Origin of the sequence: Streptomyces sp. PT12 (assembly GCF_003311645.1) — a bacterium.
In the GTDB taxonomy this organism is placed as follows: domain Bacteria; phylum Actinomycetota; class Actinomycetes; order Streptomycetales; family Streptomycetaceae; genus Streptomyces.
The window spans coordinates 1-20,623 of sequence record NZ_QEST01000129.1; the positions used below are offsets into that span (position 1 = coordinate 1).

The 20,623-nt window shown below is 74.0% G+C and carries 17 protein-coding genes; 5 read left to right on the plus strand and 12 right to left on the minus strand.

All coding sequences use genetic code 11. The annotated features are described in order from the left end of the window. Positions 1-51 precede the first annotated feature (51 nt). The 4 genes from purU to DEH69_RS13690 form a co-directional block, all read right to left on the minus strand. Positions 52-915 carry a formyltetrahydrofolate deformylase gene (gene purU, locus DEH69_RS13675; RefSeq protein WP_113687222.1) on the minus strand — a complete coding sequence of 288 codons (864 nt, stop codon included), beginning with the start codon at positions 913-915 and terminating at the stop codon, positions 52-54. A 22-nt stretch (positions 916-937) separates the two neighbouring features. Then, complete coding sequence (locus DEH69_RS13680; RefSeq protein ID WP_258534653.1) at positions 938-1,384, minus strand: hypothetical protein; 447 nt, start codon at positions 1,382-1,384, stop codon at positions 938-940. Positions 1,385-1,434: 50 nt separating this feature from the next. Beyond that, positions 1,435-2,961, minus strand: a complete 1,527-nt coding sequence (locus DEH69_RS13685; RefSeq protein WP_113687224.1) for a hypothetical protein — start codon at positions 2,959-2,961, stop codon at positions 1,435-1,437. Positions 2,962-3,067: 106 nt separating this feature from the next. Then, complete coding sequence (locus DEH69_RS13690) at positions 3,068-4,486, minus strand: transcriptional regulator (RefSeq protein ID WP_113687225.1); 1,419 nt, start codon at positions 4,484-4,486, stop codon at positions 3,068-3,070. 194 nt (positions 4,487-4,680) lie between these two features. Between DEH69_RS13690 and DEH69_RS13695 the strand changes: the two genes are divergently transcribed. From DEH69_RS13695 to DEH69_RS13705, 3 genes are read left to right on the plus strand one after another with little or no spacing between them, the layout of a single operon-like run. Further along, a complete protein-coding gene (locus DEH69_RS13695) occupies positions 4,681-5,355 on the plus strand; it encodes a bifunctional DNA primase/polymerase (protein ID WP_113687226.1) in 675 nt (224 codons plus the stop codon). Positions 5,356-5,399: 44 nt separating this feature from the next. After that, complete coding sequence (locus DEH69_RS13700; RefSeq protein ID WP_113687392.1) at positions 5,400-6,215, plus strand: ABC transporter ATP-binding protein; 816 nt, start codon at positions 5,400-5,402, stop codon at positions 6,213-6,215. Next, positions 6,212-6,391: a hypothetical protein gene (locus DEH69_RS13705; protein WP_113687227.1), complete on the plus strand. Its 180-nt coding sequence runs from the start codon at positions 6,212-6,214 to the stop codon at positions 6,389-6,391. The genes DEH69_RS13700 and DEH69_RS13705 overlap by 4 nt, the downstream gene beginning before the upstream one ends. Before the next feature lie 578 nt (positions 6,392-6,969). Here the strand turns inward: DEH69_RS13705 and DEH69_RS13710 are convergent. The 3 genes from DEH69_RS13710 to DEH69_RS13720 all read right to left on the minus strand — a co-directional run bounded on the left by DEH69_RS13710 (position 6,970) and on the right by DEH69_RS13720 (position 9,677). Beyond that, entirely contained in the window at positions 6,970-7,803 is an 834-nt protein-coding gene (locus tag DEH69_RS13710) for a hypothetical protein (protein ID WP_147255573.1), read from the minus strand. A 96-nt stretch (positions 7,804-7,899) separates the two neighbouring features. After that, entirely contained in the window at positions 7,900-8,757 is an 858-nt protein-coding gene (locus DEH69_RS13715) for an alpha/beta fold hydrolase (RefSeq protein ID WP_113687229.1), read from the minus strand. Positions 8,758-8,981: 224 nt separating this feature from the next. Further along, positions 8,982-9,677: a metal-dependent transcriptional regulator gene (locus DEH69_RS13720; protein ID WP_113687230.1), complete on the minus strand. Its 696-nt coding sequence runs from the start codon at positions 9,675-9,677 to the stop codon at positions 8,982-8,984. Between the two features lie 229 nt (positions 9,678-9,906). Here DEH69_RS13720 and DEH69_RS13725 point away from each other — a divergent pair, with 229 nt between their 5' ends. Beyond that, entirely contained in the window at positions 9,907-10,662 is a 756-nt protein-coding gene (locus tag DEH69_RS13725) for an SIS domain-containing protein (protein WP_113687231.1), read from the plus strand. A gap of 13 nt (positions 10,663-10,675) precedes the next feature. On the opposite strand, the gene DEH69_RS13730 is transcribed toward DEH69_RS13725, so the two are convergent. After that, positions 10,676-12,082, minus strand: coding sequence for a PAS domain-containing protein (locus DEH69_RS13730; RefSeq protein ID WP_181727428.1), 1,407 nt, complete (start codon positions 12,080-12,082; stop codon positions 10,676-10,678). Positions 12,083-12,519: 437 nt separating this feature from the next. Next, a complete protein-coding gene (pdxH, locus tag DEH69_RS13735; RefSeq protein WP_113687393.1) occupies positions 12,520-13,143 on the minus strand; it encodes a pyridoxamine 5'-phosphate oxidase in 624 nt (207 codons plus the stop codon). A 249-nt stretch (positions 13,144-13,392) separates the two neighbouring features. Here pdxH and DEH69_RS13740 point away from each other — a divergent pair, with 249 nt between their 5' ends. Further along, on the plus strand, positions 13,393-14,484 hold the full coding sequence (locus tag DEH69_RS13740) for a citrate synthase 2 (RefSeq protein WP_113687233.1): 1,092 nt from the start codon (positions 13,393-13,395) through the stop codon (positions 14,482-14,484). Between the two features lie 100 nt (positions 14,485-14,584). Here DEH69_RS13740 and DEH69_RS13745 read toward each other — a convergent pair whose 3' ends face one another. The 3 genes from DEH69_RS13745 to DEH69_RS13755 form a co-directional block, all read right to left on the minus strand. After that, complete coding sequence (locus DEH69_RS13745; RefSeq protein WP_113687234.1) at positions 14,585-16,105, minus strand: sodium:solute symporter family protein; 1,521 nt, start codon at positions 16,103-16,105, stop codon at positions 14,585-14,587. A 91-nt stretch (positions 16,106-16,196) separates the two neighbouring features. Beyond that, on the minus strand, positions 16,197-17,456 hold the full coding sequence (locus tag DEH69_RS13750; RefSeq protein ID WP_113687235.1) for a glucarate dehydratase family protein: 1,260 nt from the start codon (positions 17,454-17,456) through the stop codon (positions 16,197-16,199). 176 nt (positions 17,457-17,632) lie between these two features. After that, positions 17,633-20,470, minus strand: a complete 2,838-nt coding sequence (locus tag DEH69_RS13755; protein ID WP_113687236.1) for an FAD-binding and (Fe-S)-binding domain-containing protein — start codon at positions 20,468-20,470, stop codon at positions 17,633-17,635. Positions 20,471-20,623: the final 153 nt, after the last annotated feature.

Consider the following 20,623-nt stretch of genomic DNA (forward strand, 5'->3'; position numbering starts at 1 on the left):
ACTGCGCCATCTCTACCCAACCACACAGCAAAATTAAGCTGCAACAATCTACTAGTCGAAGACCACCGTGCGGTGGCCGTTGATGAGGACACGGTGTTCGCTGTGCCACTTGACCGCGCGGGCCAGCGCCTGGCACTCCACGTCCCTGCCGACCGCGATCAGCTGGCGCGGGGTGAGGCCGTGGCCGACGCGCTCCACCTCCTGCTCGATGATCGGACCCTCGTCCAACTCGGCCGTCACATAGTGCGCCGTCGCGCCGATCACCTTCACGCCCCGCGCGTGCGCCTGGTGGTAGGGGCGCGCGCCCTTGAAGCTCGGCAGGAAGGAGTGGTGGATGTTGATGATGCGGCCCGGCAGCCGCTTGCACAGGTCGTCGGAGATGACCTGCATGTAGCGCGCGAGGACGACGAGCTCGACGTTCTCGTCCTCCACGATCGCCAGCAGCCGCGCCTCCGCCTCTGGCTTGGTGTCGGCGGTCACCGGGATGTGGTGGAACGGGATCCCGTAGGACGCGGACAGCTCGGCGAAGTCGGTGTGGTTGGAGACGACGGCGGCGATGTCGACGGGCAGCGCGCCGGTGCGGGCCCGGAACAGCAGGTCGTTGAGGCAGTGGCCGAACTTGCTGACCATCAGCAGCACGCGCATCTTCTCGCCCGCCGGAGTGAGCTGCCAGTCCATCTGGAACGTGTCGCCGACGGCCGCGAAGCTGGCGCGCAGCTTCTCCGCGGTGACCGGCTCGACGGGCGAGAAGTGCACCCGCATGAAGAACAGCCCGGTGTCCCGGTCCCCGAACTGCTGGCTGTCCTCGATGTTGCAGCCGGTCATGAACAGGTAGCTGGACACGGCATGGACGATGCCGGGTCTGTCCGGGCAGGACAGTGTCAGTACATACTCGTCTCGTTGCTCGGCGGTCATGGTGCGTAGCCTGGCACAGCCCTCAGACGGAGTGCATCGCGGCGGCCAGTTCGTCGAGGGAAGTAGGGGTCGTGTCGGGGTCGTCGCCGTCCCCTGCGGCCAGTCGCACATGCGCCTCGCGCGCCGCGCGGACGGCCTCGGGCCAGCCGTGGTGCTGGAGGTAGGCGGCGACGGGGGCGTCGGCCCCGACCTGGTGCATGATCCGCAGCACGCGCAGCACGGCAACGTCGACCAGGGCGGCCTCCTGGCTGTCGCGGAAGACGGTGCCGACGTACTTCTCGGCTGACCAGTTGTCCAGCCACGTGTCCTCGACCAGCCGGTAGACGGCGTCGGTGACATCGCCGTAGCCGGGGACGCCCGGCAGCCAGTAGTTCTGGTGGAACGCGGGGTCGGAGAGCATATGCAGCGCCGAGCGCACATGGGCGCGCCAGCGCCACCAGGGCATGTCGTTGAGCGGCATGCCTGCCATGGTGGGGGAACGGCGGGCGTGTCGGGAAGACCTTTCGGAAGCTTGTGCGGTCACAGCTGGGTCGCCGCCCTCTCCGGCAGGCCGTGCTGGCCCGCCACCGGATTCCACAACGCGGCCGCCCGCTCCTTCGCCTCGGTCGCGCGCCCGCTCGCGGCGTCGCCCTGGCTCGCGCTCTCGGTGTGCGCCGCCGAGCCGCCCCGGCAGACGGTCCCGCGGTCGGTCCTCGCCTCGTCGGCCCAGGCCGCGTACCGCTCGTCGGCCTCGGCCGACGCCTGCCATGCCTCGGTCAGCGCCGTCGCGAGCGCCTCGCCCTCGGGCAGCGCGTCGACGGACAGCTCGTCGAGGCGGGTGACAAGGCCGTTGCGCTGCTCGGCGGCGGCGCGCAGGTCGTCCGCGGCCTGCTTGAGGCGGTCGCAGCTCCTGATGTCCTCGACGGCGCGGATGACCGCGTCGCGGCTGTCGTTGCTGTCGCCGAGCAGCGCGGAAAGGGCCTCGGCCTGGGCGGCGGCCTCCGCGTCGTCGGCCTGGGCCTCCGCGTCGGGGGCGTCCCCCGCCCCGGCGTTCTCCTCGCCCTCGCCCTCGGCCTCGGCCTCGTCGTCGGGCGCGGGGGCGCTGGCGCTGTTCTCGGGGGCCGGGTCGCCTCCGTCGTCCCCGCCTCCGCCGCCCAGCAGGGCTCCGGCGCCGAGGCCGACGACGGCGCAGCCCGCGACGACGGCGATGAGCAACGCGGGCGAACGCCGAGCTCCCCCACCCCCGGCCCTGCGGGAGGGGGCCCCCGGCGGGGGCGGCTCCTGGGGCGTCCTGGCGGCGGCGGACCTGAACAGCCCGGCGAAGTCCTGGTGAACGTTCTGCGGACCGCCCTGGGGAACGTTCTGCGGAACGGAGACCGCGGGCATCGCGCGGGTCTCCTGGATGTCGTCGGGGCCCCGGCCCCCGCGGTGCGCCGCGGGGGCGGCGTCGATCCGGCGCAGCTGGGTGGTGGACTCGGGGTCCCCTGCCACGACGGGCGGGATCAGCTGGGTCGCGCCCTCGCTGTCCACGGCGGGCACGGGCGGGATGAGCTGGGTGGCGCCCTCGCTGTCCACGGCGGGCACGGCCCGTATCCGGGTGGTGGTCTCGACGGGCGCGATCAGCTGGGTCGCGGCCTCGTCGAGCGGAGTGGGCGGAGCGGGCACGGTGGGCGGGGTGGCCGGTGGCTCGGGCGTGGGGGTCGCGGGCAGGGCGGCGCGGTGGCGTCCCGTGGTGGCGGCGCCGCGCCTGCGCCGCCCCGTGCCGGGCGGGACCACGGGCTCGGCACCGGGCTGGGGCGGGGGCGCGGCCAGCGGCGCCTCGGGGGGCGGGCCCGCGGGGAAGGGCGGCGGCGCGGTCGGGGGCGGCGGCACGGACGAGGACGCCGGTGCGGCCGGAGGGGGCGGGGACGCCGGTGCGGCCGGGGGCGGCGGGGCCGATGGGCCCCATGGCTGCCCCCAGGGCTGGCCCGAGGCGAGCGTCTGATCCTGGGTGGGCTCGGCCCGTGTGGTCGACGGCAGAATCACGCCCTCGCGGGGCTCGTCGTCCTGTCCGTTGTGGCTGGTCACGCGGGGCTCCTCGTCCGTCAACGCCTTCGCCGGGCCACGCTACCGGCTCGGAAGGAGCCTGCGGGCGCCGCCCGTCGGGCGTCAAGTCGGGCAGGTCAGCCGCGAGTCAGACCCCCGCGGCCACGGCGCTCCCCTCCCAGCGCGCGGCGAACTCCCGTACCACGGGCTCGGAACGGTGCGGCTCGAGGCGCGTGGTGAAGTCCTCGAAGTAGTGCGCGCCGCGCGCCGAGCGCAGCCCGTTGAGCAGCGTGCCCGCCTGCTCGGCCGCGTCACAGGCCGCCTCGACGTCGCCCTCCTGGAGATGGCCCGTGGCCATCAGCAGCAGCCCCACCGCGCGGCGCCGCGCCCTGCTCTCCGGGTGCCCCGCAAGCGCCTCGGCCGCGCGCTGCGACGCGGCCCTGCCCTGGCCGAGGTCGCGGTGGCAGTGGGCCAGCTCGTCGGCGAGGTAGGCGGCGTCGAAGTGCGCGATCCACGCCGGGTCCTCGCCCGACTCCGCGCCCGCGCTCTCCATGGCCGCGAGCGCGGCCGACGCGGCCCTGCGGCAGCCCTCCCGGTCGCCGAGCTGCGCATGGCCGCGGGCCTCCGCGGCGAGGAACAGCGCCTCCGCGCGCGGGGTCGCGCGCCCGCGCGAGCCCTCCTGGGCGGCGCGCGCGAGCTGGATCACCTCGCGTGGGTTGCCCAACTCGGCCGCGAGATGGCTCATTCCGGCCGCCAGGACATAGCCGCCGAAGCCGCGGTCGCCCGCCGCCTGGGCCAGCCTGAGCGCCTGGATGTAGTAACGCTGGGCGAACCCGGGCAGGCCGCTGTCCACCGCCATGTACCCGGCGAGCTCGGTCAGCCTGGCCGCGGCGCCGAACAGCTCGCGGCCCACCGTCTCCCGGTAGGAGCCGCCGAGCAGCCCGGCGACCACGCTGTTGAGGTAGTGGGCGACGACCGGGCGCACATGGCCCGCGCCCCAGCGCCGGTCGAGGTCGACAAGCGCGGCCGTGGTCGCCAGCACCGCCTCCACGTCGGCGCTGCCCACGCGCGGGCCCGTCGACCTGGCCACCTCGGCGTCGGCCGGGGTGATCAGCCAGTCGCGGCTGGGCTCGACGAGCGCGGCGGGGGCGACGTGCGAGCCGCCCGCGGCGTAGGGGCCGATGCCCTCGCCGCTCTCGCGGCGCGCCACGTCGGAGTGCCACAGCTCGGTGGCCTGCTCAACGCACTCGCTCAGCCCCGAGGCGAAGTGCAGCCCCACCGATGACGTGAGCTGGCGCGCGGTGCCCATGCCGATCTCGTCCACGGTCACCGGGCGGCCCAGCTTGCGGCCCAGCGCCTCGGCGATCACGTCGGGCGCGCGGCCCCGCGGCTGCTGGCCGCGGATCCAGCGGGCCACGGACGTCTTGTCGTACCGGAAGTCGAAGCCGCGCTCGGCGGCGCACAAGTTGACGCGGCGGGCCAGCCCGGCGTTGGAACAGCCCGCCTCCCGGATGAGGGACAGCAGGCGCTCGTTCGGCTGGCGGGCGATCAGTGGTCTCGCGGTCATCAAGCGGCTCCCTCGCTGACGGCTCCCTTGCTCACGGGCCGGGGAGTTCCCGGCCTGATCACTGCCCGCGGGCCGCCCGGTCCATCCCGTATGCCCCTAGGCGTGCACCGATGCGCCCCGCATGCGGGTGACGCGACCCACAGCCCGTCACGCCGGGGCCGTAACCCGTACGGAGCAGCGAAGTTGTCATCGGCGTGGAAGACACCATCGGAACCACCTCAGGGGCATTCCTTCCGGCGCGCGGCGGGCGGCACGGCGGCAACCTGCTCGAATACGCCGTCCACTACGTCAGGGACCGGCACTGGGAGGTGCTGCCGGGGGCGTGGATCGAACGCGAGGGGCGGGCGGCCTCGTGTTCGTGCCGGGCATGGGAGTGCGGTGCGCCCGGCGCACACCCCGTGCGCCGGGACTGGGAGGCGCACGCCACGGGGAGCGTGACGGTCGCCCGGCGCATGTGGTCCGAGCGGCCGCGGGCGTCGATCCTGCTGCCGACCGGGCGGACGTTCGACGTGATCGAGGTGCCCGAGGCGGCGGGCTGTCTCGCGCTGGCCCGGATGGAACGCCTCGGGGTCGCCCTCGGTCCGGTGGCCGGAACGCCGTACGGGCGCATGCAGTTCTATGTGCTGCCCGGCGGCGCCGCGAAGGTGGCGGGCCTGGTGCGGCGGCTCGGCTGGTCGCCCGCGGCGCTCGACCTGACCGCCCGGGGCGAGGGCGACATCGTGGCGGCGCCGCCGACGTCGCTGGGCCCGCGGGGGCGCGTGCTGTGGGTGCGCGCGGCGGGCGCGGGCAACGGGCCGCTGCCCGGCGTCGAGGATGTGCTGCCCTCGCTCGCGTACGCGTGTGGCCAGGAGGGCGGCCCCCTGGCCTGACCGGCGCGTGCGTCGCGCGTCTATCGTGGGGGGACATGGACGACATGGACACCGCGGGGGGCGCGTCAGCGGCGGTGCCCGCCACGCCGCCAGGGGCCGCCGCCGTCCGGGTGCGGGGGCTGTGGAAGCGGTTCGGCGAGCAGGTCGCCGTGCACGGCGTCGACCTGGACCTGCCCGCGGGGCGCTTCATCGGCCTGGTGGGGCCCAACGGCGCCGGAAAGACGACGACGTTGTCGATGATCACCGGGCTGCTGCGCCCCGACGAGGGCACGGTCGAGGTGGTCGGGCGCGACGTGTGGCGCGACCCGGCCGACGTGAAGTCGCGGATCGGCGTGCTGCCCGAGGGGCTGAGGCTCTTCGAGCGGCTGTCGGGGCGGGAGTTGCTGACGTTCATGGGCAGGCTGCGCGGGCTCCCGGTGGCCGAGGTGGAGCGCCGCGCCGACGAGCTGCTCGACGTGCTCGACCTGTCGGCCGCGCAGCACAGGCTGGTGATCGACTACTCGACCGGCATGCGGAAGAAGACCGGCCTGGCCACGGCGCTGCTGCACAACCCCGACGTGCTGTTCCTCGACGAGCCGTTCGAGGGCGTGGACCCGGTGTCGGCGCAGACCATCAGGGGCGTGCTCGAGCGGTACACCGCGTCGGGGGCGACCGTGGTGTTCTCGAGCCATGTGATGGAGGTGGTGGAGTCGCTGTGCGACTGGGTCGCGGTGATGGCGGCGGGGCGCGTCCGCGCGCACGGCCCGCTCGCGGAGGTGCGCGGCGGCGCGGAGTCGTTGCGGGAGGCGTTCCTGCGCCTGGTCGGCGCCCAGGGCAACCCCGCGGGTCCGCGCCTTGAGTGGCTCGGCGGCACGGCGTGATCGAAGAGCGCGCGCTGGTCGTCACGTTCGTCCGGCTGAAGCTGGCGCTCGTGCGCAACGGCGTGCGGCAGTCGACCGGGCGCTCGGCCGCGTTCGTGGGGACGATGGCCGTGGTCGCGCTGTTCGGGGTGCTCGGGCTGCTTGGCCTCGTGGCGCTGCGCTGCCTGAGATGGTGAGGGCCCTCAGCAAGTAGCCTGCGGCGCCTACCCGCGGCGCTCCGCGCCGAACACGCAGCCCGCGGCTGCGGGCCCTTGGCGCCCCACGCCGGTGCCGACAACCCGCGGCAGCGGGCGGCGCCCCGCGCCCAGGAACCAGCCCGCACCTGCGGGAGGACGGCGCTCCCGCGCCTGCCCGGGCAACCCTCGGCAGCGAAGCCGCCCGTCAAAACTGCCCCGCGGCCGCGGGGAGTTGGTGCTCCGCGCCGAAACCGGGCCCGGGGGGCGGACCCCCCAACACCCCCCGCGCACGCGGTGAGCAGGGCGCACCGGGCCGGTTCCGGCCACCTGCCGGGGGCACGGCGCTCCGCGCCGAGACCTGGGCCCGGCCCGGAGGCCGGGCCTCGGTGCGCCTCGCGTACGCGACCGACGAGGCGCACCGCGTCAGCGGCCACGCGCCAGGCCACACGCCGGCAAAGGGCCATCACCGGGCCCCCGGTGGCACCCCACCGGTCACCGCCGCCGAACCGGTGGCCGCGGCACCCACGCCACCACCGTGCGGGCAGCCCTCCGGCGCTGGGCCGCCCGCCCAGGGCCCCTTATGTCGTGATGTCGCCCGCGCGGAAGTCCTCGATGTTCAGGATGAGGTCGGCCGGGGGCTCGTCGAAGGAGACCGGGACGTTGTAGTCCGAGAGCTCGAGCTCTGTTGTGCCGCCGCCCTCGTTGGTCGTCATCAGCAGCGGGTACGGCTCGCCCTCGGTGGCGATCAGCATCGTCATCTCGGCGCCCGTGTCGTCCGTGTCGTGGACCTCGATCGCGGGCGTGCCGTTGTGCGTGGTCTCCTCGCCGACCGTCGCCGTGTCGGTGGCGCCCGAGCCCGACCCGGCGAACAGGTCGCCCAGCGCGCACGCGCTCGCCGTCGACGCCAGCTCGGGGTCGTCGGTGGTGCCGTAGAGCCAGTTCCCGTCGACCAGGCTGACCAGCGCCGGGTCCGAGGTGCCCATCGTGGTCCAGAACATCTCGTCCGGCTTCATCCAGACCTGGTCGGCGCGCATCAGGATCTCGACCGAGCCCTGGCCCTCCATGCTGACCCAGCCCTCGCAGCTGCCCTCCTTGTCGAGGTGCAGGTCCATGCCGACGCCGTCGGTGCCGGGGCCGCCCTCGGTGGACATGCGCAGCGACTCCGCCGCGAGCAGGGCCTCCTGGGCCCGCTCCATGATCTGGTCGGCGGGCAGGTCGGCGATCGAGCCGCCGTCGCCCTCTTCGCCCTCACCGCCGGTCTCGCCGCCTGTCTCGCCCGAGCCGCCGCTCTCCTCGCCGCCCTGCGCGCCGCTCTCGAACGGCGAATCCCCGTCGCCGCCACCACACGCGCTGAGCGCCAGCAGCCCGGCCATCGCCGCGCCGATCCATGCACCACGGCGTGCGTTGGTCATCCGTGTCATTGTGAACCCCCTTGAGCCCCCGTCGCTGTCGCTCACATCATCACATTCTTCTGATGTGCGCCCGTAAACGAGTGCGTCCCATGTCTGTCACACCGTGACCGTCTCCCGCAGGAACGTCCCGACGATCTCCCGCCACTCATCGGGGCGTTCGAGGTGGACGAGGTGGCCCGCGTCGGGGATGTCGGCGTAGCGGCCCCTGGGCAGGACGCGCACCATCTCCTGGGCCTCGGCGCGGCCCAACTCCCCTCCCAGGCCGCGGATCACCAGCGCCGGGCACTCGACGAGCGCCAGCTCGTCCCAGTGCGCGTCGCGGACCCAGCCCTCGCGGGCGGCGAGCATCTGGCGGCGCGAGAAGCCGGGGCGCCAGCCGTCGGCGTGCTCGGTCATCACCTCGGCGAAAAAGTCGCCGCGCGCCGGGCGCGGCCGGTCGAGCGTGGGGTCCTCCTCGCCGAACCAGCGGCGCGCGTCGGCCAGCGTCGCGAACGGCAGCGGCCACGAGTCGAACCACGCCTGCCACTCGCGTTGCGACCTGGTGCCGAGCGCCGTAGCCCGCATGTCGCAGATCACCACGGAGCTCACCAGGTCGGGGCGGCGCGCGGCCAGCTGCCACGCGGTCAGCGCGCCCATGGCATGGCCGATCAACGCGACGGGGCCGAGGCCGAGTTGGACGACGGCCGCCTCGGCGTCCGCGACAAAGGACTCCCGGTCGAACGGGCCGCCCACCGGCTTGTCGCTGCGCCCGTGCCCGCGCTGGTCGAGCGCGATCGCGCGGTGGTCGGCCGAGAGCCAGCGGGCCGTGTCGGCCCAGTGCGAGGCCCGGCCGAGCAGCCCGTGCAGCATCAGCACGGCGGGCCGCGCCGACCGCTCCCCCTTGGGCGGCTCGCCGAACTCCCAAGCCGCGAGCCGCACTCCGCCCTGCCCGACCACGTCGAGGCGCCGCACCATCCGTGCCTTCCCCCTTCCCTCGGCCTCGTCACCGACGTCCCGCACGATTCACCGAGGCCCACGATATCGAAAGTGCATTCGAACACCGAGCGCTGAGCCGCACCGATCCCCGCGTGGATGAGGATCGCCCCGCGCGCACCCGGGCTGCGGCGCGCGGGCACGACCGGCCACGGCCGCGGCGCCCCCGGGTCGCCGCCGCCTCCCCCTTCACGTCCCCCGCGCGCTCAGCCCTTCGCCACGAACACGTGCATCGCGACCGACTGCGCCAGCTCCGCCGCCTCCCCGCCGCTACCGACCTGCACGCCGCCCCCGGCCCCCGCGGTCACGCTCACCGAGGCGCCCGGCTGCACTCCCGCGCGCCGCAGCGTGTGCATGACCGCCGCGTCCATCTGGATCGGCTCGCCGATGCGGCGGACGATGACCGTCTTGCCGTCCTCGGCGTCCAGGTCGGAAAGCGCCACCATGCCCTCGCCGAGGAACGGGTCGGGGTCGGCGCCCTCCTCGCCGAGCTCCGCGAGGCCGGGGATGGGGTTGCCGTAGGGCGACTCGGTCGGGTGGTTCAGCAGCTGGAGCACGCGGCGCTCGACCGCGTCGCTCATCACGTGCTCCCAGCGGCACGCCTCCGCGTGCACCTGCTCCCACTCCAGGCCGATCACGTCGACCAGCAGGCACTCGGCGAGGCGGTGCTTGCGCATCACCCGCTGGGCCAGCCGCCGCCCCTCGTCGGTCAGCTCCAGATGCCGGTCCCCCGCGATGGTCAGCAGCCCGTCGCGCTCCATCCTCGCGACGGTCTGGCTCACCGTGGGCCCGCTCTGCTCCAGCCGCTCGGCGATGCGGGCGCGCATCGGGACCACACCCTCCTCCTCCAATTCGAGGATGGTGCGCAGATACATCTCGGTCGTGTCGATCAGTCCGGACATAGATGCCCCTCGATGTCTCGTGCGGTGGCCCCACACCAATTCTGGCGCATGGCAGTGACAACCGTCCCCGCCACGGGTAACCGAACGCATGCGTATTGACACAGCAGTGGTCCAGACCTTTACGGTGGGGCCTGCCCGAACGCCACCACACCGCCATCGTCACCGTCACCGTCACCGCCACCGTCACGGCCGCCGCTACGGCCCAGGCCACCAAGGGGACCCGCCACTCATGAGCGACAGCACGCTCGCCGACCAGTTCTTCGCCGCCGCAGCGGGGCTGCTGCGCCGCGCGGGGGAGACCCAGGCCCCGCACATCGCCAAGGCCGCTGGCCTCGTCGCCGACACCGTCACCGGGGGCGGCACCCTCTTCGCCTACGGCGCGGGCCACTCCGCGCTCCCGGCCCAGGACCTCGTCTACCGGGCGGGCGGCCTGGCGCTGGTCAACCTGCTGACCGTGCCGGGCACCACCGGCGTCGACGTCTTCCCCGCGACCCTCGGCAGCGCCCTCGAGCACGTCGGCGGCCTGGCCACCGCGGCCCTCGACTCCAGCCCGGCGCGCGCCGGGGACCTGCTGATCGTGATCTCCCTGTCGGGGCGCAACGTCCTGCCGGTGGAGATGGCCCAGCACGCGAGGGAGCGCGGCCTCACGGTCATCGGCGTGACCTCGGTCGCCTACACGACCGAGACCGTCTCCAGGCACCCATCGGGCACGTTCCTCAAGGACCACTGCGACCTCGTGCTCGACAGCGGCGTCCCGGTCGGCGACGCGACGCTGACCAGCGACGGCATCAGCGCGCCCTTCGCCCCCGCCTCGACGGTGGTGACCTGCGCGCTGCTCCAGGCCGTCGTCGCCGAGGCCGCGGGGCGCCTGGCGGGCACGGGCTCCGAGCCGCCGCTGCTGCGCTCCGCCAACGTGGACGGCGGGCGCGAGTGGAACGAGCGGGTACTCGCCGAGCACGCCGACAGGATCCTCTGGCGCCGCTGACCCGGTCCGCCCCTCAGCGGTCACCCGCCACCCCGCCGAGGTCGAGCGCGGCTGCCATCCGCAGCGCGACGTCCTCGCCGTAGGCGGCGTCCGCCCTGTCGAACGCCCGGCGCCCCGCGCCGCGCAGGAACGTGACCACGCCGAGGCTCCGGCCCCTGCTGCGCAGCACGACGCACAGCGCGTGCTCCGCCTCGTCGGGCCAGCGGTACTCGGTGGCCCAGCCCGAACGGGTGGCGCCGCCCGTGGCGCGCACGGTCACGCCGCGTTCGAGCGCCTGGAGCGCGGGGTGGCCCTGGGCGTAGCGCACGGTCACCCCGTGCGCGGGCGTGGAGACCTCGTGGAACGCGCCGGGGCTCTCGGCGAGCCGGATGAGCGCCGCCGCGTCGCCGACGACGTCGAGCAGCGCGTGCTCGGAGAACCCCGCGAGCGCGTAGTGGAGGTGGAGCTGGGCCGCCTCGATCGGGTCGTCGCACTCGGCGGCGGCCCGCGTGGCCCTGCTGAGCTGGCTGTCGCGGAACGCGCGCCGCGCGCTCTCCTGCGCCGCGCGTCTCGAGCGGGTGACGTCCTGGAAGACCCAGGCGACGCCGAGCGGCGCGGCGCCGTGCGCGGTGGGCGAGCCAAGCCTGAGGAAGCCGCTGAGCAGGCAGCGGCGCTGGGCGCCCGGCGGGGAGACGGAGGCGCCGAACCTGTCCTCGCCGAGCCCTTCGTCGAGCGGGGTCACCCACAGCTCGATGGGCTCCTCGGGCGGCTGGCCCGCGAGCGTGCGCTCCAGGGCGCACTCGAGCTCGTCGAGGCCGTCGCCGCAGAACTCCGCGAGCGGCTCGCCCAGCATGTCCACGGGCGTGAGGCCCATCGCGCGGGCGGCCCGCTCGTTCGCGGCGACGGTGCGCAGATCGGCGTCGGCGACCAGCACCGCCCACGTCGAGTCGCCGAGCAGGGCCTCGCTCAGCGCGATGCCGCGCTCGATGGCGAGCTGCGCGTGCACCTCGCCAAACGCGACATACACCCCCGATGGCCTGCCGTCCGCGGCGCGGATCGCGGTGGTCAGCGCGCGGACCAGCAGCCGGCCGCCGTCCCGGCGCAGCAGCGGGAACTCGTGCGCGGTGCGAGGCGTGACGCCCGGCGGCCCCGGCGGCGCGGTCAGCGCGGCGAGCAGCCTGGTCCCGACGTCGGCCGCGTCGGCGTCCCGCACGGCCCAGCCCCCCAGGCCCGTGCGGCCGACGGCCTGCTCACGGGTCCAGCCGAGGAGGCGCTCGGCGTTGCGGTTCCAGTGGGTCACCCTGCCCTCGGTGTCCATGGCGAACAGGGCGGCGTCCGAGCCGTCGAGCAGTGCGGTGAGCAGCCGCTCGTCGGAGACGCCGAGCGAGAGATCCGCGGCGGGGACGAGATGCGCGGGCTGAGCCTCGGAAGGAATGGTCACCTGATACCCCCTGCACAGGAGAGTGAGCGCCGGTCGCAGGCGCGCCAAACCATTCAACTGCATAGTGACCTCGGTCACATAGGGTTTCGTCGAATTCCGTTGCCGCACCGAAATCCTGTTGTGAGGCCCCGAGGGCTTCGCCTACCGTGCGAGGTACACGAGAAGGGAGGTGGTTCGGCAGATGCATGACAACCGGACGCGTGAGGTGACTGCGGCCTAGCGGTCGCTGTCCCACGACACGTGGCGCCGGCACCGCCGGCCAATCCCGAGCAGTCACCCGATCCGCGAGCCGTCGGCGACGTCCGGCCGGCTCCCCGCCCGGCGCACCGCGCCGCACGGGGACCAAGGCTCGCGGGTCGCTGCTTTCCCGGGGCTTGTCAGACCGGGGGCTTGTCAGACCGGGGGCTTGTCAGACCGGGGGCTTGTCGGCGGCTTCTTCAGGGGCAGAGCCGTTCAACGGTCCACGCGCCGCCCTCGCGCACATACCGCAGCCGGTCGTGCAGCCGGTTCTCCCGTCCCTGCCAGAACTCCACGGACTCGGGCGCCACCCGGTACCCGCCCCACTGCGGCGGCGCGGGCACATCCTCGCCCTCGGGGTAGCGCCGGGCCAACTCCTCGTAGACGCCGTCGAGTTCGGCCCGCGAGGCGATCTTCGACGACTGCTCGCTCGCCCACGCGCCCAGCTGCGAGCCATGCGGCCTCGTCCTGAAGTACGCCGCCGTCTCCGCGCGCCCCGTGCGCCGCGCGGTGCCCATGACGATCACCTGCCGCGCGATGGGGTGCCAAGGGAACAGCAGCGAGACCTGGGGGTTGCCCTCGATCTCGCGGCCCTTGCGGGAGCCGTGGTGGGTGAAGAAGACGAATCCCTCGCGGTCGAAGCCCTTCAGCAGCACCGTGCGCGCGCTCGGCCGCCCGCCGGGCCCGACCGTGCCGAGCACCATGGCGTTCGGCTCGTGCAGTCCGCTCTCCCTGGCCAGCGCGAACCAGTGCTCGAACTGCTCGAACGGGTCGGCCGCCAGGTCCTTCTCGTCGAGCCCGGCGTCGCGGTACGCGGCGCGCATCGCGGCGAGGTCGAACGACGACGTGGCGGGGGTCGGCTCCTGGCGGTCTGCGCGGCGGGCGCTCTCGGCGTGGGACACGGCCCATATCTTGCAACATACGGCCGACCGAGAAGCACCGAGCGGAGTTTTGCCCCTCGTTCCCCGGCTCCCGGACACCCAGCGTTAAGGTGACCGCCAGACTTACCACGCTGATCGCGCGCACCTCGGCGCATGTGTGAACACATGCCCCGGAGACGGAGGGAGCGGCCCATGTCGGATGTCGTACCGGGGCTCGAGGGAGTCGTCGCCTTCGAAACGGAGATCGCCGAGCCGGACCGCGAGGGCGGCGCGCTGCGCTATCGCGGCGTGGACATCGAGGAGCTCGTCGGGCACGTGTCGTTCGGGCAGGTGTGGGGGCTTCTGGTGGACGGGGCGTTCACGCCGGGGCTGCCGCCGGCCGAGCCGTTCCCGATCCCGGTGCACTCGGGCGATGTGCGCGTGGACGTCCAGTCGGCGCTCGCGCTGCTCTCCCCGGTGTGGGGCCTTCGCCCGCTCCTCGACATCGACGCCGCGCAGGCGCGCGACGACCTCGCGCGCGCCGCCGTGATGGCGCTGAGCTTTGTCGCGCAGTCCGCGCGCGGCCCCGGGCAGCCGATGGTGCCGCAGCGGGAGATCGACAAGGCGGACACCATCACCGAGCGGTTCATGCGCCGCTGGCGCGGCGAGCCCGACCCGCGGCATGTCGCGGCGCTCGACGCGTACTGGACGTCGGCGGCCGAACACGGCATGAACTCCTCGACGTTCACCGCGCGCGTGATCGCCTCCACGGGCGCCGATGTCGCCGCCGCGCTCTCGGGGGCGGTCGGCGCGATGTCGGGGCCGCTGCACGGGGGCGCGCCCTCGCGCGTGCTCGGCATGATCGAGGAGATCGAGCGGGAGGGCGACGCCGAGGGGTATGTGCGGCGCAAGCTGGACGCGGGCGAGCGGCTGATGGGCTTCGGGCACCGCGTCTACCGCGCCGAGGACCCGCGCGCGCGGGTGCTGCGGCGCACGGCGCGCGAGCTGGGCGCGCCGCGCTTCGAGGTGGCGCAGGCGCTGGAACGCGCGGCGCTCGCCGAGCTGGGCGCGCGCCGCCCCGACCGGGTGCTGGCGACCAACGTGGAGTTCTGGGCGGCGATCGTGCTGGACTTCGCCGAGGTTCCGGCGGACATGTTCACGGCGATGTTCACGTGTGCGAGGACGGCGGGCTGGTCGGCGCACATCCTGGAGCAGAAGCGGACGGGCCGCCTGATCCGCCCCTCGGCCCGCTATGTGGGCCCCGGCCCCCGCCCCCCGCACGCGATCGAGGGCCACGGCGCCTGAGGGCCGCGCCCGAGGTGCCTCGGGGCGGCCGACCCGTAGCCCCGGCGGGGGGCACGGGTCGGCCCGTGGGGGGACGGAGGGGGAACGAGGGGAGCGGGGCTCAGGCGGTGACGCGGTCGTCGGGATCGGGGTCGGGGTCAGGGGCGGTGCCGGGCTCGGGGTCGGCGTTCAACGAGTCGATCAGCGCGTCGCGTTCGCCCGTGTTCTCGGGCCGCACCAGGCCGATCCCGATGTAGAGGACGAGCGAGGTCAGCAGCGGCAGGCCCACGATGGCGGCCTGGGTGGCGTCCTCCACGATGTAGCGCACGACGTACCACACCGCCAGGCCGCCCGCCCATGACGTGATGGCGGCGGTTGGCCCGTTCCTGCGGAACCAGGGCAGCAGCCCCAGCATCAGCGGGATCGAGATCGGGCCCATCGTCGCCGCGACCAGCTCGACCACCGTTTCGAGGACGAAGCCCTCGCCCCCGGTGGCGATCGCGATCGTCATGCTGAGGCTGACGAACAGGACGGTCGTCACACGGGCGAACGTCAGCTGCGCGCGCTCGGTCAGCCGCCTGACCCTGGGGGCGAGCACCGGCGCGATGTCGCGCGTGATGACGGCGGTGATGACGTTGGAGTCGGAGGCCACCATCGCCATCGTGTGGGAGAAGAAGCCCGCGAGCATCAGGCCGATGAGCCCGGCGGGCAGCAGCTCCTTGGACAGCTCGATATAGGACTCCTCGCCGTTGGACAGCCCCGGCACGATGAGCGGCGCGGCGATCATGGGCAGGAAGAGGATCAGCGGCCACACCAGCCACAGCGCGCTGGAGAGCAGCGCCGAGCGGCGCGCGTCGGAGCCTGACGGCGCGGCCATGTAGCGCTGCGCCAGGTTCCACATGCCGCCGTTGTACTCGAAGGTCTTGACGAAGAGGAACGCGATGATCAGCCACGTGGTCACGGACCCGGCCACGGGGTCGCCGCGCCCGTCGGGCAGGTCGCCCCACATGGTGAAGGGGAAGTCCGCGCCCAGCTCGGCCATGACGGCGATGAGCATCGCGATCCCGGCCACCGCCTGGATGACGAACTGGCCCATGTCGGTGAGGACATCGGCCCACAGGCCGCCCACCGTCATATAGGCCATCGTGGCGATGCCGGTGAAGATGATGCCCCACTCCAGGGGGATGTCGGCGAAGCCCTGCAACAGGACCGATATCGCGACCCACTTGGCGGCGATGTCCACGACCTTGAGCGCGGCGCCGCTGTAGGCGAGGACCTGCTGGGTGGGCAGGTTGTAGCGGCGGGCCAGGTATTCGAGCGGGGACTTGACGTCGTGCTTGGCGCGCAGCCTGTTCCAGCGGGCGGCCCACAGGAACGCGCCCACGCCGACGCCGAGCCCGATGGTCAGCGGCCACCAGAAGTAGACGGTGATGCCGTCGTTGTAGGCCACCGCGGCGAAGGCGACGAACATCACCGCGCTGTAGCCGGACATGTGGTGCGAGATCCCCGAAAGCCACCAGGGGATCTTCCCGCGCGCGACAAAGAAGTCGGCGATGGTGTGCACTCGGTTCTTCGACCACCAGCCGATGGCTACCACCACGAGGAAGTAGCCAGCGACCACGGTCCAGTCCAACGCGGACATCGCGGCTCCTAAGGGGATGCGGGGGGTAACGGGGTCCGGACGGGGCTGTGCCGAACAGGGCTGTGCCGAACAGGGCTGTGCCGAACGGGGATCACCAGTGCGCGCGCTTGGGGACGAAGTCCGGCTCGAACCGCCTGATGTAGGCCGTGTCGTCCCGCCGGGTCAGGCCGCACGCCAGATAGCTCTCGTGCATCGCCGCCAGGGCGTCCCGGTCGAGCTCGATGCCGAGCCCCGGGCCTTCGGGCAGGGGGACGGCGCCTTCGGTGAAGCGGAGCGCGCCGGGGGCGATCACGTCCTGCCCGTCCTGCCAGGGGGTGTGGGTGTCGCACGCGTGGCGCAGCCCCGGGGTGGCCGCGGCGAGGTGGGTCATCGCGGCGAGGCTGATGCCCAGGTGGGAGTTGGAGTGCATGGACAGGGCGAGCCCGAACGTCTCGCACAGCGCCGCCACCTGGCTCGAGCGCACCAGGCCGCCCCAGTAGTGGTGGTCGATCAGCAGCACGCCGATCGCGCCATGGGCGATGGCGGGGGGCAGGTGGTCATGGGTGACGACGCACATGTTGGTGGCCAGCGGCATGGAGACCTGGGCGGCGACCTCGGCCATGCCCGCGATCTCGGGCGCGGGGTCCTCCAGATACTCAAGGACCCCTTCGAGTGCCTTGCCGATCCGCACCGAAGTGGCGGGCGTCCAGGCGGCGTTCGGGTCGATGCGCAGCGGCAGCCCGGGGAACGCGTCGCGCAGCGCGTGGACCGCGTCGGCCTCCTGGTCGGGCGGCAGGACGCCGCCCTTGAGCTTGATGGAGCCGAAGCCGTACTCCTCGATGAGCAGGCGGGCCTGGGCGACGACGCCATCGGGGTCGAGCGCGGCGCCGAAGCGGTCGGGCTCGCCCTCGGGGTGGGCGCCCCACTTGTAGAAGAGGTAGGCGCTGTAGGGGACGGCCTCGCGCACCGGGCCGCCGAGCAGGTCGGCGACGCGGACCCCGGCGGCCTTGCCCTGGATGTCGAGGCAGGCCACCTCGAACGCGGCGAACACGGCGTCCACCGTCTTCTGCTGGGAACCCGCGCCGGTGAGGCCGTGCTGATCGGTGACCACATGGCCGCCGACGGACGCGGCGACGCGGGCGTGGATCTCATGGAGCGCGTGCGGGCGCAGGCCGATCAACTCGGGGGCGGCGGCCCGCAGTCGGTCGAGGTGGGAGAGGTCCCCATAGGTCTCCCCCAGCCCGTAAAGGCCCTCGTCGGTGACGACCTCGACCACCGTGCGCAGCGCCCATGGCTCGTGCACCCCCATGGCGTTGAGCAGCGGCGGGTCGCGAAAGGCCACGGGGGTCACATGGATCTCACTGATGCGCATAGCCCACCATTCACGTATCTGAATTGGGGACAGCCTCATGAACAGACGTCGCAACGATAGGAGTGCCCCCCGGGCGCGTCAAGGGTCAGGACGCGCCCTCCGCGACGCCCCCGCGACGCCCTCGCGACCCCCTCGCGACGCGCCCGTCACGCAACGAATCGCCCCGCCACGGGCGTTCAGCGGCCCCCGCGCACCGCATCGGCCAGCACCTCGGCGAGGTGCCGCGCCCGGTGGCCGCCGAGCTGTTCGAGCTGGGTGCGGCACGAGTAGCCGTCGGCCAGCAGCACCGCGTCGGGGGCCGCGCCGCGCACGGCGGGCAGCAGCTGGTCCTCGGCGCAGGCCACGGAGATGTCGAAGTGGCCGCGCTCGAAGCCGAAGTTCCCGGCGAGGCCGCAGCAGCCCGCGGTCAACTCCCCGGTGAGTCCGGCGCGCCCGCGCAGTCGGCGGTCGGCGGCCGTGCCGAGGACCGCGCTCTGGTGGCAGTGGGTCTGCCCGGCCACGGTGCGGTTGATGGGCGGGGGCGCCCAGCCGGGGGCGCACTGTTCCAGGGTCTCGGCGAACGTCCGCACGCGCGCGGCCAGTCGGGCGGCGCGGGGGTCGCCGGGCAGCAGCTCGGGCAGGTCGGTGCGCAACGCCGCGGCGCAGGGCGGCTCGAGCACCGTCACGGGCGCGTCGCCCCCGGGCACCCGGTCGAGGGTGCGGCGCAGCACCGAACGCGCCTGGTCGAGCTGCCCTGTGGAGACATAGGTGAGCCCGCAGCACACCGCGCGCCCCGGCACCTCGGCCCGCAGCCCGGCCGCCGCCAGCACCTCGACCGCGGCGGAACCCGCCTCGGGCGCCAGGTGGTTGGTGAAGGTGTCGGGGAACAGCACCACATCGGCCCCGGCGTCCCCTCGCCCGAAGCGCCGCGCGCCCTCCGCCCGCCACCAGCGCGCGAACGAGCGGCGGGCCAGCGGCGGGATGGGGCGCTCGGGCGCGATGCCGCCCACCCGCTTGGCCAGCGCGGCCAGCGGGCCCACCCGCGCCGCGGCGTTGGCCGGGGAGGCGAGCCGCAGCGCGGCCGTCAGGGCGAGCCAGCGCGGCAGCCACCCCATCGAGTAGTGCGCCGCGGGCCGCGGCCTGCCCCGGTACGCCTGGTACAGCACCTCGGACTTGTAGGTGGCCATGTCCACATGGACCGGGCAGTCGCCGCGGCAGCCCTTGCACGACAGGCACAGGTCCAGGGCCTCGTGCACCTCGGGCGCGCGCCAGCCGCCCGTGATGACCTCGCCGGTCAGCATCTCGTGCAGCAGCCTGGCCCGCCCTCGCGTGGAGTGCTTCTCCTCCCCCGTCGCCCGGTAGGAAGGACACATCACCTGCCCCGGACCCGCGGACGTCTCCCGGCACTTGGCGACGCCGACGCAGCGGCGCACGGCCGCGGAGAAGTCGCCTCCGTCGTCCGCGTAGGCGAACGCCACGGGCCCCGGGCGCTCGGGGAGCCCGGCGAAGCGCAGCTGGGCGTCGAGCGGCGCCGGCCGCACCAGCACCCCGGGGTTGAGGCCGCCGTCCGGGTCCCACAGCTCCTTGAAGTGGCCGAAGAGGCCGACGAGTTGGTCCCCGTACATGCGCGGAAGCAGCTCCGACCTGGCCAGGCCGTCGCCGTGCTCGCCCGAGAGCGAACCGCCGTGCGCCACCACGAGATCGGCCAGCTCCCCTGAGAACTCCCTGAAGCGCGCCACCCCTTGGGGTGAGAGCAGGTCGAAGTCGACGCGGATGTGGATGCAGCCGTCCCCGAAGTGCCCATAGGGCATGCCGCGCAGCCCGTGGTCGCGCAGCAGCCCCCTGAACTCCCGCAAGTACGCGCCGAGTCGGGCCGGGGGCACCGCGCAGTCCTCCCAACCCGGCCATGCCTCGCCGCCGTCGGGCAGCCGAGTCGCGGTGCCCGAGGCGTCCTCCCGCACCCGCCACAGCGCGCGCTGGTCGAGCGGGTCGGCGACCACCAGGTGCGCCGTCGTCCCGCCGCCCGCCGCGGCCCGGCACAGCGCGGCGGCGTTGGCCTCGGCCTCGGCGGTGTGGGCGCCGCCCGTCTCCACGAAGAGCCAGGCCCGGCCGCGCGGCAGGGCGGCGAGCGCCGCCTCGCCCACCAGGTCGGCCGCCATGCCCTCCACGGTCAGCGGGCCAAGCGGCAGCAGCCCCGCCGCCGCCTCGGCCGCCGCGGACTCGTCGGGGTAGCCGAGCACGGCGAGCGCCCTGGCGGCCGGGGCCCGCACCAGCCGCACGGTCGCCTCGGTCAGCAGCCCGAGCGTTCCCTCGCTCCCGGTGAACGCCCGCGCCCAGCCCCGCCCCTTCTCCGGCAGCAGCTCGTCCAGGGCATAGCCCGAGATGCGGCGCGGCAGCTCGGGGAACCCGGTGCGCAGCGCCGCGAGATGGGACCCGACCAGCTCGTCCGCCCCCGCGCCCAGGCGCTCGGGGCCCGTGAACCCGCCCGCGCCCCTGCCGAGAAGCACGCGCTCGCCCCGGTAGGTGAGGACGTCGAGCGCGTGCACGTTGTCCGCCGTGGTGCCCCAGGCGACGGAGTGGGAGCCGCACGAGTTGTTGCCGATCATGCCGCCGACCGTGCAGCGGCTGTGCGTCGAGGGATCGGGCCCGAACGTCAGCCCGTGCGGCGCCGCGGCCTCGCGCAGCGCGTCGCACACGACGCCCGGCTGCACGGTGGCGGTGCCCGCGTCGGGGTCGAGCGCCAGGATCCCGCTCATGTGCCGTGTGAAGTCGAACACCACGCCCGTGCCCGTCGCCTGGCCCGCGATGCTCGTGCCGCCGCCGCGCGCCACCACGGGAACGCCGCGCTCCGCGCACACCGCGAGGGCCGCGGCCACGTCGTCGGCGTCGCGCGGGGCGACAACCCCGATCGGCACCCTGCGGTAGTTCGAGGCATCCATCGTGGTCAGCGCCCTGCTGGCCGCGTCGAACGCCACCTCGCCACGCACCGCGCCGCGCAGCGCGGCGGCCAGCTCGCTCCCGTTGACTGTGTCCATGGCGGACAGCCTGCCCCCTGCGCACCGGCCGAGACGTGGTGCCGCACCGGCCCGCTGACGACCGCCAATGTTCGCTTGTGAGCATGAGCAATCACCAACCCGGTCACATTCTTTAGCTGCGCAAGCCACAAGAGACCGCTAGTGTTTCCGAGT